At 34.4% G+C, this 15,812-nt stretch carries 16 protein-coding genes; 9 read left to right on the forward strand and 7 right to left on the reverse strand.

The genetic code is table 11. The features are described from left to right. The 3 genes from QLQ95_RS22275 to QLQ95_RS22285 all read right to left on the reverse strand — a co-directional run bounded on the left by QLQ95_RS22275 (position 1) and on the right by QLQ95_RS22285 (position 3,646). A complete protein-coding gene (locus tag QLQ95_RS22275; protein WP_482501737.1) occupies positions 1-1,011 on the reverse strand; it encodes a 4-hydroxyproline epimerase in 1,011 nt (336 codons plus the stop codon). A gap of 1 nt (position 1,012) precedes the next feature. After that, on the reverse strand, positions 1,013-2,596 hold the full coding sequence (locus QLQ95_RS22280; RefSeq protein WP_482501738.1) for an aldehyde dehydrogenase (NADP(+)): 1,584 nt from the start codon (positions 2,594-2,596) through the stop codon (positions 1,013-1,015). A 135-nt stretch (positions 2,597-2,731) separates the two neighbouring features. Next, positions 2,732-3,646, reverse strand: a complete 915-nt coding sequence (locus QLQ95_RS22285; RefSeq protein ID WP_320494890.1) for a dihydrodipicolinate synthase family protein — start codon at positions 3,644-3,646, stop codon at positions 2,732-2,734. 178 nt (positions 3,647-3,824) lie between these two features. Between QLQ95_RS22285 and QLQ95_RS22290 the strand changes: the two genes are divergently transcribed. After that, on the forward strand, positions 3,825-4,670 hold the full coding sequence (locus tag QLQ95_RS22290; RefSeq protein ID WP_095930111.1) for an AraC family transcriptional regulator: 846 nt from the start codon (positions 3,825-3,827) through the stop codon (positions 4,668-4,670). Between the two features lie 214 nt (positions 4,671-4,884). Next, positions 4,885-5,874, forward strand: a complete 990-nt coding sequence (bioB, locus tag QLQ95_RS22295; protein WP_320495004.1) for a biotin synthase BioB — start codon at positions 4,885-4,887, stop codon at positions 5,872-5,874. A gap of 160 nt (positions 5,875-6,034) precedes the next feature. Here the strand turns inward: bioB and QLQ95_RS22300 are convergent, their stop codons facing one another. The 3 genes from QLQ95_RS22300 to QLQ95_RS22310 all read right to left on the reverse strand — a co-directional run bounded on the left by QLQ95_RS22300 (position 6,035) and on the right by QLQ95_RS22310 (position 8,823). After that, positions 6,035-6,694 carry a hypothetical protein gene (locus QLQ95_RS22300; protein ID WP_320494888.1) on the reverse strand — a complete coding sequence of 220 codons (660 nt, stop codon included), beginning with the start codon at positions 6,692-6,694 and terminating at the stop codon, positions 6,035-6,037. A 170-nt stretch (positions 6,695-6,864) separates the two neighbouring features. Continuing rightward, positions 6,865-7,584: a hypothetical protein gene (locus QLQ95_RS22305; protein WP_320494887.1), complete on the reverse strand. Its 720-nt coding sequence runs from the start codon at positions 7,582-7,584 to the stop codon at positions 6,865-6,867. A gap of 12 nt (positions 7,585-7,596) precedes the next feature. Beyond that, a complete protein-coding gene (locus tag QLQ95_RS22310) occupies positions 7,597-8,823 on the reverse strand; it encodes a hypothetical protein (RefSeq protein ID WP_482501741.1) in 1,227 nt (408 codons plus the stop codon). A 240-nt stretch (positions 8,824-9,063) separates the two neighbouring features. Here QLQ95_RS22310 and QLQ95_RS22315 point away from each other — a divergent pair, with 240 nt between their 5' ends. After that, complete coding sequence (locus QLQ95_RS22315; RefSeq protein WP_320494885.1) at positions 9,064-9,558, forward strand: DNA-deoxyinosine glycosylase; 495 nt, start codon at positions 9,064-9,066, stop codon at positions 9,556-9,558. A 14-nt stretch (positions 9,559-9,572) separates the two neighbouring features. Here QLQ95_RS22315 and QLQ95_RS22320 read toward each other — a convergent pair whose 3' ends face one another. After that, positions 9,573-9,815, reverse strand: a complete 243-nt coding sequence (locus QLQ95_RS22320) for a hypothetical protein (protein WP_095930117.1) — start codon at positions 9,813-9,815, stop codon at positions 9,573-9,575. Between the two features lie 733 nt (positions 9,816-10,548). Between QLQ95_RS22320 and QLQ95_RS22325 the strand changes: the two genes are divergently transcribed. From QLQ95_RS22325 to QLQ95_RS22350, 6 genes are all read left to right on the forward strand, one after another. Further along, entirely contained in the window at positions 10,549-11,409 is an 861-nt protein-coding gene (locus tag QLQ95_RS22325; RefSeq protein WP_482501744.1) for a helix-turn-helix transcriptional regulator, read from the forward strand. Positions 11,410-11,816: 407 nt separating this feature from the next. Beyond that, positions 11,817-12,386 carry a Pvc16 family protein gene (locus QLQ95_RS22330; protein WP_320494883.1) on the forward strand — a complete coding sequence of 190 codons (570 nt, stop codon included), beginning with the start codon at positions 11,817-11,819 and terminating at the stop codon, positions 12,384-12,386. Then, positions 12,383-13,216 (forward strand): hypothetical protein, encoded by an 834-nt coding sequence (locus QLQ95_RS22335; protein ID WP_320494882.1) that lies wholly within the window; start codon positions 12,383-12,385, stop codon positions 13,214-13,216. Before QLQ95_RS22330 ends, QLQ95_RS22335 begins: the two co-directional genes overlap by 4 nt. Positions 13,217-13,252: 36 nt before the next feature. After that, complete coding sequence (locus QLQ95_RS22340; RefSeq protein ID WP_482501747.1) at positions 13,253-14,830, forward strand: phage tail sheath family protein; 1,578 nt, start codon at positions 13,253-13,255, stop codon at positions 14,828-14,830. A gap of 49 nt (positions 14,831-14,879) precedes the next feature. Beyond that, on the forward strand, positions 14,880-15,350 hold the full coding sequence (locus tag QLQ95_RS22345) for a phage tail protein (RefSeq protein ID WP_095930122.1): 471 nt from the start codon (positions 14,880-14,882) through the stop codon (positions 15,348-15,350). After that, positions 15,337-15,807, forward strand: a complete 471-nt coding sequence (locus QLQ95_RS22350; protein WP_250837618.1) for a phage tail protein — start codon at positions 15,337-15,339, stop codon at positions 15,805-15,807. The genes QLQ95_RS22345 and QLQ95_RS22350 overlap by 14 nt, the downstream gene beginning before the upstream one ends. The last annotated feature ends 5 nt before the right edge of the window (positions 15,808-15,812 follow it).

The following is a 15,812-nucleotide window of genomic DNA, read 5'->3' on the forward strand; positions in this document are numbered from 1 at the left end:
TTAAATAACCTGAAATCCAAAAGCATAAGGATCATCGCTTTCATCAATTATAATAGTATTGTATCCATATACTTTTGCCCAGCCTTGTATGCTTGGAACAATTGCGGGAATATCTCCTATAGAAGTTTCTTCTACCACTTTTCCAATAAACTTACTTCCGATATAACTTTCGTGAATAAACTCCTCTCCTTTTTTTAGTTTTCCTTTAGCATACAATTGTGCCATTCGGGCTGATGTTCCTGTTCCGCATGGTGAACGGTCAATTGCTTTATCGCCATAAAAAACAGCATTCCTTCCAGACGAAGTAGAATCTATAGGCGCTCCTGTCCATAACAGATGTGATACATCTCGAATAGTATCATTTTCTGGATGAATGAAATAATTTGGGTATTTTTCATTAATCATTTTGCGAAGTTCCTGACTATACTGAATAATTTTGCTTGCCGTAAAATTCTGAACACCAGAAAAATTCTTTTGCGGATCGACGATAGCATAATAATTTCCTCCATAAGCCACATCAAAAACAATCTCACCCAATTCTTCACAATCAATGGTAAGACCTTCCGCTGCTAGATACGATTTTACGTTGGTCAGACGTACCCAATCTACCTTTTTGCCCGTTTGCTGATATTCGATATGCACTAAACCTGCAGGAGCTTCCATTTTGATAATTCCGGGAACTTTTGGAGTGACCAAACCTTCTTCGACAGCAATTGTAATAGTTCCTATTGTTCCGTGTCCGCACATTGGCAAACAGCCCGAAGTTTCTATAAATAAGATACCAACATCGTTTTTAGGATCGCTTGGTGGATACAAAATACTGCCACTCATCATATCATGTCCTCTTGGTTCAAACATTAAGCCTTTACGAATCCAGTCGTATTCTTTTAAGAAATGCTGCCGTTTTTCACTCATTGAATCACCTTGCAGATTTGGTCCGCCACCGGCAACAACCCGAACTGGATTCCCGCAGGTATGAGCATCTACGCAAAAAAAAGTTTTCTTTACCATTTTATATTTGAGATAGTGTTAGTTTATTATTTATTGTACGAACAATTTGCAACGGATTCTCGTTTTGCAATTCAGCAGGCAACAAATCATTTGGCCAATTCTGATAGCTTAAGGGTCTAACCCATCTGTAAACTGCGTGAATCCCTACGGCAGTATAGCGTGAATCTGACGATGCCGGATAAGGTCCGCCGTGAATCATCGAAGCGCAAACCTCAACTCCCGTAGGCACACCATTAAAAATCAAGCGCCCCACACGATTTTGCAAAGCAGAAATAATCTCTTTATGCGTTTCTATTTCGTTCTCTTCGCTTATGATTGTTCCCGTTAGCTGCCCTTCTAGTTTAGAGATCACTTCTATTAGTTCAGTCTCCTTTTCGCATTCAATTAAAATAGAAAATGGACCAAACACTTCGTTATGTAATATTTTATTCTCTAAAAATTCTTTTCCGTCAACCTTTAAAACTGTAGGAGTACCATGATTTGGAATTGTCTCTCCTTTAAACTGAGCAATTTTAGAGACTCCGTTCTGTGCTTCAATTTTTGCAATTCCGCTATTGAAATCAGCATAAATAGAAGGATGCAACATGCAGCCAGGCTGAATTTTTTCGATAGCTTGATTAAGGTTTTCTTCAAACTCATTCAATTCTTCGCCTTTTAAAGCTAATAATAATCCTGGATTGGTACAAAACTGCCCTGCTCCTAAAGTGATAGAACCTGCATAAGCTGTCGCCCATTTTTGACTATTTTTTTTCAACGCTTGAGGCAAAAGCACCACAGGATTGATGCTTCCCATTTCAGCAAATACCGGAATTGGTTCTGGACGTTGAGCCGCTAAATCGCACAAAGCACGACCTCCTTTAATGCTTCCCGTAAAACCTACCCCTTTTACCAACGGATGCTTTACCAAACTTGTTCCAAGAGTTCTACCGTCGCCTACAAGATTAGAAAAGACACCTTCTGGCATATTAGTTTTCTCAGCTGCTTTTATAATAGCTGAAGCTACCATTTCGCCTGTTCCGATATGCATGGAATGGCTTTTTACAATAACCGGACAGCCCGACGCCAAAGCCGAAGCTGTATCTCCACCGCTTGTAGAGAATGCAAAAGGAAAGTTGCTTGATCCAAAAACCACTATGGGCCCTAGAGGAACTAACATTTTGCGCAAATCTTCTCTTGGTGCAGGTTGTCTGTCGACTATTGCAGTATCAATCGTTGCTTGAACCCAACTTCCTTCTGTAAGCATTTCGGCGAAAGCTCGCAACTGACCTATCATCCGTCCGCGTTCCCCTTCTGCTCTCCCTTTCAGATAACCCGATTCGATGCAGTATTGCTCTAAGAGAACATCACCTAAAGCTAAAATTTCATCAGCAATTGTGTTTAAGAATTTAGCTTTTTCAAGACCTGATTTCTTTCTATAAATCGCAAATGCTTGGTTGGCCAAAGTAACCGCCTCTTCAATTTCATCCTGAGTTGCCTCTATAAAAACCCAAGGATTTTCTTTGTTCAATAATGGGTTGAACGTTTTCAAGACTTTTGAACCGCTGGCTTTAAGCTGGCTTCCTATATAATTTTTTCCTGTAATCATGTTTTTATGCTATAAATGAATATTTTCTAGCCGCAGTTTTCGGTCGCAGTCTCAGTAAAAATCTCCCCTAACATTATGACTGAGACTGGCGCTGGGACCGAGATTGATAACTAAAAGCCAATCTGCAAAATGCTTTTATAAATTTTTATACTCTGGCAAAGTTGGTCTTGTACGTATTCCTTCAGCGATAATTGCTAGAACTCTTTCTTTTTCTGCTCCTTGCAATGGCAATCTCGGTGCACGAACATGTTCTGAACCAATTCCTGTTGCAACTTCAGCCAATTTGATATTCTGAACCAAGAATGAATTAATATCCAATTCTAATAAAGGCAAAAACCATCTGTAGATTTTCAAAGCTTCTTCTTTTCTTCCTGCTTTGGCTAATTTGTAAATGGCTACCGTTTCAGCAGGGAAAGCACAGCCCAATCCAGAAACCCAACCGTCTGACCCCATTAATAGACTTTCTAAAGCCAATGTGTCAACTCCCGATAATATTTTTAAGCGATCTCCAAAACGATTAATCATTCTAGTCACGTTCGAAATATCTCTTGTAGATTCTTTTACAGCCTGAATGTTATCGAATTTCAATAACTCTTCGAACATGTCTAGAGTAACATCGATTTTATAATCAATAGGATTGTTGTAAACCATTATAGGAAGTGTTGTATTCTTAGCTACTTCACTATAAAAAGCCACCGTTTCAAAATCTGATGCTTTGTAACGCATTGGAGGCAACATCATTAATCCTTTTGCTCCATCTTGTTCTGCTTTATTGGCTGCCAAAATGGCTCCTTTTGTAGTTTGCTCTGCAATATTCATAATTACAGGCACTTTATTTTCGGTAAGCAAAACAGTATGTTTTACTAATTCTCTTTTTTCGTCTTCTAAAAGTGTGCTGGCTTCGCCTAAAGTGCCTCCTAAAATAATCCCTGACACTCCAGCATCTAATTGCGCTTTCATATTAACTTCAAACATTTTGAAGTCTAATTTATCATCTGCAGTAAATTTTGTAGTTACCGCTGGCATAACGCCATTCCATTGAATACTCATAATTTTAATTTTTTATATAAGCCAAAATTATCTAGAAACAAGAGAGTTAGCCTTTCAAAAATTACCACAAAACAATACTATATTACCCTGTACAGTTACAAAACTTAAAAAATAGAGCATTATAGCATCATTTTTTGATCAAATACAATATATTTGATAGTAACTAACTAACCACTATATGAAAGTTTTCCCCTTTAAAATTCCAAAATCTGGAGAGGATCCCCTTATTTATCAGGAAGATATAGAAGTATCGTTTTATGATAAATTACATCAGCACGAAGAAATTCAGATTAGTTTTATCGAAAAAGGAGAAGGTGACGTTTTTGCTGGCGATACAATCTCGCAATATCGTGAGGGCGATATACTCGTAATTGGAAGTAATTTGCCTCATGTTTTTAGAAGCGATGTTCAGGAAAATGAGGTTTCGGTAATGCGGACTTTATTCTTTACTTTCAATTCTTTTGGGAAAGATTTTTTTGAATTGTCTACTTTTCGAAATATCCAACCCATTCTAGAAAGCAGCAAGAATGGATTTATTATTCATAACGCACCAAAAAAAGTGGTCAAGTATTTTAAGAAATTGAAGAATGCTGATAACTACACGCGCTTTATACTATTTCTAGATATTCTAAAATGGCTTTCAACATCAGAAACTACTCCGCTTTCTAATTATTTGTATCAAAAGAAAATAACGGATAATGAAGGCAAAAGAATGCAGATTGTGTTTGAGTATGTAATGACGAATTTCCACAAAAATATAACACTAAATGAAATAGCTTCGATCGCTAGCATGACTAAAAATGCTTTCTGTCGGTATTTTAAAGTTCGTACCAACAAATCTTTTTTTCAATTTCTTATCGAAGTGCGTATTGAAAGAGCTGCAAAATTATTATCGAACAATCAAGAACTTTCCGTTTTGGAAATTGCAGAATTATGCGGTTTTAATAATATCTCTAATTTCAATCGAAAGTTTAAAGAACTAAAACAGATTTCTCCTTTGCAATACAGAAAGCTTAATCTGTAATATTTGTTATCGTTGTTCTTACAGTTGTTTTTATTTCCTTTTAATAATGTATCAACAATATATTTAGTTTTTATGAATAATTAAGCACTGCGATTCTAAACGCTTCGAACTTGCACTTATAAACCGGACTACTCAAAATATAAAAAGTGGTACATTTTGATGATACAGCAAAACAATACTTTTGGCTAAAAATCATAAAGCATCAAAAGAAAAAATGAACGGACAAATAAGAAACGACTGGAGCAGAGAAGAAATTCAAGCTATATACGATAAGCCTTTATTAGAATTAGTTTATGAGGCTGCAACTGTACACCGCAATTGGCATAAACCTTCAGAAATACAGGTTTGCACCTTGCTTTCTGTAAAAACAGGCGGCTGTCCTGAAGATTGTTCTTATTGCGGACAAGCAGCACGTTACCATACCGATATTAAAGTTCAAGCTTTATTGCCAACCGAAAAAGTATTGGAACACGCACAAAAAGCAAAAGATGGCGGTTCCTCTCGTTTTTGTATGGCTGCCGCTTGGCGTGAAGTTCGTGATAACAAAGATTTTGACCGCGTTATTGAAATGGTAAAAGGCGTTAACGATCTTGGACTAGAAGTTTGCTGTACGCTAGGAATGCTTACCGAAGAACAAGCTATACGTCTGCAAGAAGCGGGTTTGTATGCCTACAATCATAATTTGGACACTTCTGAAAGTTATTATGACGAAATCATCAGTACACGTAAGTTTGATCAGCGTCTTGATACCATTAATAATGTCAGAAAAGCAGGAATCACAGTTTGTTCTGGTGGAATAATCGGTTTAGGAGAAACTCCTGCAGATCGCGTTTCTATGCTGGCAACTTTGGCTACTATGCCCGTTCATCCAGAATCTGTTCCTGTAAATGCTTTGGCAAGAGTAAAAGGAACACCTTTAGAAAACAACCCAAAAGTGCCTCTTTGGGATATGGTTCGAATGATTGCGACTGCGCGTATCATTATGCCTGCTGCTGTTGTACGCTTAAGTGCAGGACGCATCGAAATGACCGAAGAAGAACAAGCTTGGTGTTTTATGGCTGGAGCCAATTCTATTTTTACAGGAGAACGCGAAACTTTATTGGTAACACCAAATCCAGGTCTTTCTGAAGACATGCAAATGTTTCAAAATCTTGGACTTAAACCTTTGGTGAAAGAGAATAAAAGTGCTTGTTCTGTGGTTTAAAAAGCTGATATCTTTCTAATATAAAAAAAATGCGCAAAAGTCTTAAAAGAGACATTTGCGCATTTTTTTCAATTCAGTTTTGGAACTCTTCAAGGAGCAAGAATATTTTTAAATCTCCTCTAGTTCTAGAAAATTTACTATTCAACTATATCTATTCGCATTATTTAATTCTTTCTGCGATAAATTCTTCTGCAATTATATAGGGCTGACAAAGATTAAAATCGTTTGGGCTAACATCTTCATTACCAAATATTAGAATTTTAACATTTGATTTATCTTTATAACCTTTCTTTTCACCAATAACTTCATTTTTTATTTGAAAATCCATGTCATGCTTTTTACAAACTTGCATTATAGAGTTACCTAGAGACTTAGGTATCGTAATTGCTCGCTTTGAATATTTTTGGTAGAATTCTTCATTATTCCATAAGTATTCATTTACAGTAATCCAATTTCCAGTCTCTTTCTCCAGAATATTACTTATTTCACCTATAAATTCATTTACGTTCAAAGGTTTACCTTGGATTTCACATTCGATTATGTTTTCATGAAAAATTAGTAATAATGGATGATGCTCCAAGATTTTCATCTTTACGTAAGGCAAAGTTAAACTCCAAAAGAATCCGTCGAATTTTTCTGTTTTTAAACAAGTAATTTTCCATTCTTCATATTCAATAGGAATGTCATAGCTGTTCTGATTAATTGAAAATATCATTTCTAAAGTGTGATCTGAAGTTTGAAACCTGTAAGATTCAAGTTTTAAATCGCAATCATTATAAAACTTTTTATCGTTGGTTTTTTTTAGAAGTTGTTCTATCATAAAATTATTTTTTTAGTAATTAATACTTTTCCATAAAGTATTCTTCATTAGTGCTGCGCAATGCCGAAAGCATTTGGGACTCACTTTTCGCCACTTCTTTTTAAAAATGGATACATGACATCTAAGTATTTTGTACTCATCATCTCATGTGAAGCATTCGTATTTTTCTTTCACGAGTGGGACGTTTGTGCTAGCTTTCCATTGTCGCCATCCTTTTTTAATCGATCAATTTGATAATTAATATCTCCAATTATTGTGATTGATTTTTCATAAGATGAAAATTTTTGAAAAAATGCTCCAGCGATAGTTACTACCTCATTATTCGATTTGTAAGGCACATCTAAATTGTTTATATTATATAAATCAAAAATATAAGGAAGAAATTTTACTCCCTTATATTTTTCAACAATTGATTGATATACTTTCAGAAAAACTTCTTCATATTCTCCAACAGGCGAAACAACTATATTCTCAATAGCCCAAGTTTTTCGTTTGCCAAAAACAGGATGAGAAATTTCCTTAAGATGGATATTTTCTAAGACTTCAATAGTAAAATAATTCCCTATCAAGCTTTTATAAAAATGTAATTCTGTCCTACCCTCAAAAGTGTTGTTTAATTTTATAACTCCAGAGAAATTAGGAACTAATCCTGCGGTTGTCTCAGATATGTCATGAAAATCTAATTTTAACTTTTCCAAAAGCCCAATATTCCATTCTTTTTCATCGTTTTTCTTAATTATTTCATTCAATGCAACTATTCCTGAATACGAAAAGTAATTTTCATCTTCTCTTGTTAGCCCTATTGGATAATATTTCTTAATACAATTACTTATCTCTGAAAAGCTATCAGAAAGATCATCAATGCTAATGTTTAAAAATTTGTCATTCATAAGAAAAAGATTTTATTTACAATAAATAGCTGTTGAAGAAGGAACACCCGAACATGTTCCAGTAATAATAGAAACGCCTGAATTCAAACCTGCTGAATAATTTAAATTGGCAGTTAAAAACTCCAATGTTAGTTCTCGAAGCTTCCATGGAGTTGGATTTATAATTCCTGAAGTATTATTTAAATAAGTCATCAATTCATTCATCGTATTTGCCCAAGCAGTGTTGAATTGGACAGAAGATTGTGCTAATTTCATATTATAATTGGGAATTGTTACACAGACTGTTGGTAAATTTGTAAATACTTTATCTCCACTAGGACTAGATGCTGAAAACCCAAGTCCTGATATGTTTGCAACATAGGCGTTACCTACCGCTTTGAAATTGTATGTTCCACATAATCTGTTTTTATTTATAAGAATATAGTAATCGGCTAAAGCAGATTCTGGAATGGAACTCTCCCCAATATATTGTCCATTTTCGCTATAATGCGAATAATGTGCCATTCGCTGTAACTTTATAGCTTCTACATCTCCTGAACCATCACAAGGATAAGGCAAGATAGTAGTACTTTTTGTAACCTTTTCGCCGACATAGATAACCTCTAAAATCTTCGGACCGTTACTAATTATTCGCCAAACGTCTTGAGTTAGCCATACAGTTTGTGTATATGTTGCGTCGCACAAAGGTATTTTGCTTGTAATATCCGAAGGAACATAAAACAAATTTATTGCTTCTGTCAAAATATCCAACTCTTCCTTTCCAGAAATATTTTTTGCCTTACCGTTTATAACTCCAACTGAACCCAAATTTTCCCCTTCAAACGAATACACATTCAATCCTCCTGAAAAGTCTTTAAACTTTGTGATACTCTCCGGATAAGTGGCGCTTTTTTTAAACGTATAAACCTCTAAAAAATAAGAATGCGTTTTGCCATCATTTTCAATTGTAACACCTTGATATTTCAATTGATTTTGCAGCAGATCAGACTCAAAATAATTTACAACTTTTTCTTTGGCTGAAAATTCAGAAATTTTAAAATTATCTTTTTCAATTTCGTTGGCATTTTCAAAATCGGCTTCAACATTTTGGGCAATATTGGGATTTGAAAATTTTGCTAATTCTAATTTGGACTTAACATCTTTTACTGTTTCTTGATTTGTTTCTAATTCATCATTGCTACACGACAATAAAAAAAGTGCAACAAAAAAACAGACGGAATACTTACTAATTTTTCTCATAATCATTTACATTGGTTGGTTAATAATTCATTTAAATATAGTAAAAATCCTACAATTAGAATTTACGAATATAAAAGAATTATTTACAATATTGCAATATAAATACTACAAAATATGTTAAATAAATATTTCACTACAAATAGAAAGTTTGAAAAAGCTCAGAAATAATTGAATTCTAAAGGATTTTTATCTTGTTTATACTTTATTAAATAATCGGTAATTTTGCAAAAAAACAAACAAATGCTAAAAAAAGCCCTTGATCCCTTAATTGACCATTCTACAATTATTCTAATTATGGGTACAATGGCGGGTGAGCAGTCTATTGCGAAGCAACAATATTATGCAAACCGAGGAAATCTTTTCTGGAAAATTTTGTTTGCTATTTTTGAGGAAGAATTTAGCGCCTCTTATGAAGATCGAAAAGCACTAGTAAAAAAGTACAACATTGGTCTTTGGAATGTTTTACAAAGCTGTAAAAGAGAAGGAAGCAGCGATGCCTCTATTACCGAAGAAACAATTAATGATTTTGAAGGTTTGCATAAACAGTATCCTAATATAAAATATGTCTTTTTTGAAAGCAAAGCCGCTGCAAAGTATTTTTTAAAACATACAGCTCCGCAAGAAGGAATCACTTATATAACCCTGCCTTCAACTAGCGGATTAAATGCAGGTTTAACGAAAGAGAAAAAAATAGCACAATGGAAAACGGTATCCGAAATAGCACTTTCAAAATAGACTAAAAAAAGTAATTATCTATTTCTCATAATATAGAACAGTATTTCTTCTTCCAATTCCCTAGAAAGATTTTCAAACTTCATCTTACGACGATAATTTTTTTCACTTCTATCCTTATAAAGTTCCGTTTTTGCAGTGCTTGCACAGTAAGCATCACATATTACTTTAAATTTTTGATCGAGAATATACAATTCTTTCATGGAATCAAAATACGCTGCAAATTTAACATTGTACAATTCGTCAGGAATAGCGGCCATAGGTCTAGTTGTATTTAAATTAATACTTTATTTTACCTTATAAGTTCATTACACACTCAATTAAAATCAGCTCTTCTTCTATCATTTAAAAAAACTGGATTGAAACAATACTTAAAGTTAAAATGAAAAATTTGAATCTTTCTGTTTGAACCGCTTGAAATGGTTTCAGATTATAATCTGAAACCAGAAATAGTAAAATGAACCTTGAACCGTTAAAATGCAACAATGGTAAAATCAGGTGTTTTTTACATCATGCACCTCAATCCACACCTCATCATCATGGTTAGAAATTCTGCGGTTAGCGACGTATTGCTGCCAATATCAAAAAGGTGCTTGTCGCCTTATCATAAATCAATATTATAATTCACCTAGATCAAGAATGCTTCAGAGACTATTGAAAGGCCTTTTTGTAGATTTTTTAAAACTTAAAGTCATAAAATTGTTAATTAACACAAATAGATATAAAAACACGTAATAGTACTTATAGTAATATTCCTATATATTAAATAAATTTACATCCCTTTAATTTACAAGCCACAAATAATCAAAATATCTATTCTATTTTATTAAATCAAGTTATTAATGTTGGTGGGAGATTTGAGTTTATCCATTGATTAAACTCGATCTGATGGTTAGAGCCGTTTATAACGACGAAAATGTTATTATCTATTTTTCATTCATATACAGTATTAGAAATTAGTACTGCATACAAAAGCAATAAACTACCCCAAAAATGCTCGAAAAAAAATCTATAGTAATTGGATGTGACGATGTCACGATACTGACTATGATATTAAATGCTATATCAATAGTATCTGCTTATACGTTTTCTACCGTTTCTGTATCAACAGGATTAGATTTGAAAAATGCGATAAACTCTTTAAATCCTGATTTAGTGATTTTAGGATTCAAACAAAACCAGCTCGTTTTAAATGATACCAATTTCAATTCTGATAAAAGAAATATTCCCATTTTATACTTGACCCAAAATTATGAATGCGAATCATTATGCTGGACAAAACAAAACATTGTTTTTACTTATCCGTACAATCAGATTAAGAATACCGATTTTTTAATTTATCGAATTCAATCTATCTTTCTTCTTAAAAAAACAGAACCGCAAATCAAACCAGCAGCGACGTTTGCAGAAGCCGCTTTTCAGAAGAATAACTCCAATAAATTAAGCCATTACGTAATGGAACTGGATCAAAAGGTTGAAGTGCTTTTAAAAGTAAAAGAACGTATCTCTTATCTCTATCCAAACGTAGACGATGCCACCAGAATTGAACTAATGTCTATTGTAAATTCGATAAAGACAGTCGCGAACGACAATAAACTCTGGGACGACTTTAAAATCTATTTTGAACAATCAAATCCAAATTTTCTTCTGGCTCTTGCCAAAAAACATCCGTCTTTAAGTTCTCGAGATTTAAAATACTGCTGCTATATTAAAATGAATATGAGCAACAATGACATTACCAATCTTCTTGGCATTAATCAAGAAAGTGTTAGAACTCATAAATATCGTCTTAAAAAGAAACTAACGCTTAAAAAAGAAGATGATATCATTTCGTACCTCAGAACAGTTTCGTAAATTATCTTTTCTCTTATTTATATCTCCTGCCATTGTAATGCTTATTCTATTCTAGCAGTACAAAAGATCGTTTTATGCTATCCATTTTATGATTTTCTTCGTTTGCATTACACTCTTTTAAATTTTCCATAAAACATTTTAATCCGTACTTTTTTTAAAGGTGCCTTTTCCATATTGCTAAAACTTTTCTCTACATTTCAGCCGTTTATACCTCTATTTGAGACAAAGCGTAGACAAAGTTTTTTCTGTCTATATTTTGTCTACAAAAATGCTAAACATCTTTTGTCCCTGTCTATGAAAAGTATATTGCAAAATTCTCGTACAAATCTAATTGTCAGTTACTTTTACAAATACAAATAGCCAATCGATGCGCTATTAGCACTGAATTAATTTAAGAGTTAAATACGATGATACATCAATCGCTTCAATTTACGAATAAATTATTGGGACAGTTTTTAAAAAATCGTTTTGCTTTAACCGAAGACAAAACCGTTGTGAACTATCTTATTGAACCAAGTGGAACTTTACCAAAAGTAAACCAGAACAAAGTCGTTTTATCTCTAATAAATATTGAAAAAGAAACCAATCAGCCTTTTTATATTAGAAACCAGAAATTAGAAAGCGGAAACTATTCTAATTTCAATCCGACAGAAAGATACAACATTGACTTATTGATTAGCAGCAACTTTGATGATTATTCCGAATCTTTAAAGTTTTTAGACGCCATAATCGCCTTCTTTCAGATTAATAATTATATCGATGCGTCGTCCTCTTCTTCTATTCCAGATGGCTTAAGCCGATTAGAATTTGAGTACGAAAAGATCTCTTACCATCAAATGCACAGTTTGTGGACAGCGATGGCAGCAAAATATCAGCCTTCTATTATTTACAAAATGAAGCTGATAAAAGTTCAGAGTCATGAAATTATGGAGATCATACCTTCTGTAAAAAACACGAATAACACCATTTCCAAATGATACAGAGCAATTACATAAAAACCTTTGGTATTGCAGCCTATCATACTTTTTTTGATAGCGGAAAATGTAATTGTCTTCACTTTGTTCCCAATCATAATACAGATAAGATATTCAAAAAATTTGGCTTTAAAATAAATCATATTTCTAACGGACTCGATTTATATTCGAATACAAAATCATCATTATCAGAGTTATTCAATTATATAGCGCAAACCACACAGCAAAACTACTTTGAGTTTGATATAAAATGCTCTAATCCTAATTTTATTCTCTTTACAACATTACCCATTAATTGGATTGGAGCGGTTACTTACTCTAGTCAAGATCCTAAAAACCTTAACAATGAGGGTAAAATAGTCCTTAACCAAACTTTAGAAAATAAACCTGTATCGACTCATTTTGGTCATTTAAAAATTTATTTTGAAGATATATTAAAAGAAAAGCCTTCTGATAATGCTGCGCTTTTTGAAATCAATTTTACTGCAAGAGCCACACAATGGCAATACTATTTTATCAATAGAAATGCGGTGCAGTTAAACAATCCTTCGATTACAGAAAAAGAAAACATACAATTTGACGGTCCGCAAAATGTAACGATCCAAACAGGAGAATCGGCATTACTGTTTACCTCAAACAAAACCTATATCACGCTCAGCGAAAAGCCTAAATATAAATTTGATTTAATAAGCAATTCATCATCTGCAAATCAAAACAATACCAAGCCCAAAGTAATTATAAAAGGACTGCCTAATCCAGATGTCTCTAGAATAGGAATAATCGAGAATAGCGACCCAAATCATGTCGCATCGCCAATGTATATCTATTTATAAAAAACTATTAAAAATGAACATTAAAAACTAAAATCAATGAATTTATCTACCATTCAAACTCCTGGTGTTTACATTCAAGAACTAAATGCTTTTCCCAATTCTGTTGTTGGAGTAGCTACAGCTATACCAGCATTTATAGGGTACACACCACAGGCCTCTTACGAAGGAAAATCGTATACGAATGTGCCAGTAAAAATCACATCTTTTGCTGATTTTCAGGCTTTTTTCTGTTTGCCAGATCCACCTGCTCCTGCAAGTCCGTCTAAACAGTACAAACCTGAATACTACTTAGTAGCAGAAAAAAGTCAACCTTTAAAAGGAGACTACATGCTAATTGCAGGAACGTATTACTCGATAGTTCCAGATCCGAACACGGTTTATTATTTATACAATAGCGTAAAGCTTTTTTATGAAAATGGCGGTGGAGATGCTTATATTGTTTCTGTTGGTTCTTATGGACCTGCGTCGCAAAAACCAGGAACTCCGGGAATTCCAGTTGTAAACCCGAATGTGCAATTGAATGATTTGACAAAGGGTCTTTCTCTATTGCTAAACGAGCAGGAACCAACTATGTATATTTGTCCCGAAGCTACTTTATTAAGCGTAGAAAACAACGGGACTCTAATGCAGGCTATGCTTCTTCAGTCGACGCAAATGCAAACGGCAATGTGCTTATTTGACATTATTGGTGGCGACGCCCCAGATCCTATTTTGTATACGGAAGACATTACAAACTTCAGAATGAACACCGGTTCTGTTGGATTAAACTACGGAATGGCGTATTACCCGTTTATAGGAACTACAATAATGCAAAATTCTGATATTGATTACACTAATTTATATGGTGGAGATGTAAAACAACTAGAAGCCGTTCTTAATCCGCCTAGTGCTCCTAACCCAGCCGTTGCCGCTATTATTGCCAATATTCAGAATCCATCGAGCACTTTGACTGTAACCCAAAATCACAATGCTTTGCTTATTGCAAGTCAGACGTATTCCTTAATGATAAAACACATTGTGGCAGATGCTAATATTCTTCCTCCAAGCGGTGCTATGGCAGGCGTTATTACAACGGTAGACAATGCTGTTGGCCCTTGGGAAGCTCCTGCTAATACTTCTATTGTAGGTGCGGCATCATTGCCAATTTCCATTTCTGAAAGTCAGCAAGCCAATTTAAACGTTGATGCCGTTTCGGGTAAATCGATCAATGCCATTAGAACATTTAATGGTTTAGGAATTTTAATCTGGGGATCTAGAACATTAGACGGAAACAGTCAAGATTGGAGATATATTCCAGTACGCAGAACTATGATATTCTTGGAGCAATCTTGTAAACTGGCCGCTCAAGCTTATGTTTTCCAGCCTAATGATAAAAATACTTGGGAAGCTGTAATTTCTATGATCAGTAGTTTTCTTAGTTCGATCTGGAAACAAGGAGGTCTGCAGGGAGCCAGCGCTTCTGATGCCTTTTCTGTAGCCTGCGGATTGGGTTCTACAATGACGGCAGATGATCTATTAAATGGTTTCATGAATGTAACGGTAAAAGTTGCAGTTGTTCATCCGGCTGAATTCATTGTCTTGACATTTCAACAGCAAATGGCAACTTCTAGTTAATCAAACAAAAACTCACTTAAGTAAATTTTTAATTTAAATATAAAATAATATGGCAACAGATGACGGAAGCGCACAAGGCGCAACATGGCCCATGCCAAAGTTTAGATTCGAAGTAGATCTTGGAACAGAATTAACCAAAGTAGCTTTTCAGGAAGTTACGGGAATGGATGTCGAAAATCAAATTATAGAATATCGCAAAAGTAACAGTCCGCTTTTTTCTGTGGAGAAAATGCCTGGAATTACCAAATACGGAAACGTAACTATGAAACGTGGCATTTTTGTAAATGATAATACTTTTTGGGATTGGCATCAGCAAGTCGTAATGAACACGATTAAAAGAAGAACCGTTCTGATCAAATTATTGGATGAAAAAGGCGGCGTAACCATGCAATGGACACTAAACAATGCTTGGCCAACCAAAATTACAAGCACCGATTTGAAGTCTGACGGTAACGAAGTTGCAGTAGACACGATAGAAATTGCACACGAACAACTGATCATTAAAAATGGCGGTAAGTAACGATTATCCCGTTAGCTTTTATTTTACACTTTCATTTGCAGGTGTAGATGCGGCTTTCAAAGAGGTATCTGGAATTTCTAAAGAATTAAGCGTAGAAGAAATTGTTTGCGGAGGCGAAAATAGATTTAAATATCGCCTCCCAACCATTTCTAACAGTCAAAACTTAGTGCTTAAAAGAGCTATGGTGCCTGCAGGATCTCAGTTGGTCAATTGGTGTGCCAACTGCATCGATCAAGGATTATCAAACCCAATACAGCCCAAAAATGTGATCTTAAAACTGCTTAATGCTTCGGGCGTAGTCTGCATGCAATGGACGTTTAACAATGCCTACCCAGTAAAATATGCCGTTTCTGACTTAAACTCTCAGGAAAGCAATATTGCGATAGAATCTATTGAGCTGGCCTACACCTATTTTGACATTTCTAAGGATACCAAATTTGATAAACTTTTTACCTAAACCAT

Source organism: Flavobacterium sp. B330r (assembly GCF_056824325.1).

Coding starts and splice junctions, on each gene's coding strand:
- QLQ95_RS22275 (WP_482501737.1), bottom strand. CDS start 1,011: ATGGTAAAGAAAACTTTTTTTTGCGTAGATGCTCATACCTGCGGGAAT.
- QLQ95_RS22280 (WP_482501738.1), bottom strand. CDS start 2,596: ATGATTACAGGAAAAAATTATATAGGAAGCCAGCTTAAAGCCAGCGGT.
- QLQ95_RS22285 (WP_320494890.1), bottom strand. CDS start 3,646: ATGAGTATTCAATGGAATGGCGTTATGCCAGCGGTAACTACAAAATTT.
- QLQ95_RS22290 (WP_095930111.1), top strand. CDS start 3,825: ATGAAAGTTTTCCCCTTTAAAATTCCAAAATCTGGAGAGGATCCCCTT.
- bioB (WP_320495004.1), top strand. CDS start 4,885: ATGAACGGACAAATAAGAAACGACTGGAGCAGAGAAGAAATTCAAGCT.
- QLQ95_RS22300 (WP_320494888.1), bottom strand. CDS start 6,694: ATGATAGAACAACTTCTAAAAAAAACCAACGATAAAAAGTTTTATAAT.
- QLQ95_RS22305 (WP_320494887.1), bottom strand. CDS start 7,584: ATGAATGACAAATTTTTAAACATTAGCATTGATGATCTTTCTGATAGC.
- QLQ95_RS22310 (WP_482501741.1), bottom strand. CDS start 8,823: ATGAGAAAAATTAGTAAGTATTCCGTCTGTTTTTTTGTTGCACTTTTT.
- QLQ95_RS22315 (WP_320494885.1), top strand. CDS start 9,064: ATGCTAAAAAAAGCCCTTGATCCCTTAATTGACCATTCTACAATTATT.
- QLQ95_RS22320 (WP_095930117.1), bottom strand. CDS start 9,815: ATGGCCGCTATTCCTGACGAATTGTACAATGTTAAATTTGCAGCGTAT.
- QLQ95_RS22325 (WP_482501744.1), top strand. CDS start 10,549: ATGCTCGAAAAAAAATCTATAGTAATTGGATGTGACGATGTCACGATA.
- QLQ95_RS22330 (WP_320494883.1), top strand. CDS start 11,817: ATGATACATCAATCGCTTCAATTTACGAATAAATTATTGGGACAGTTT.
- QLQ95_RS22335 (WP_320494882.1), top strand. CDS start 12,383: ATGATACAGAGCAATTACATAAAAACCTTTGGTATTGCAGCCTATCAT.
- QLQ95_RS22340 (WP_482501747.1), top strand. CDS start 13,253: ATGAATTTATCTACCATTCAAACTCCTGGTGTTTACATTCAAGAACTA.
- QLQ95_RS22345 (WP_095930122.1), top strand. CDS start 14,880: ATGGCAACAGATGACGGAAGCGCACAAGGCGCAACATGGCCCATGCCA.
- QLQ95_RS22350 (WP_250837618.1), top strand. CDS start 15,337: ATGGCGGTAAGTAACGATTATCCCGTTAGCTTTTATTTTACACTTTCA.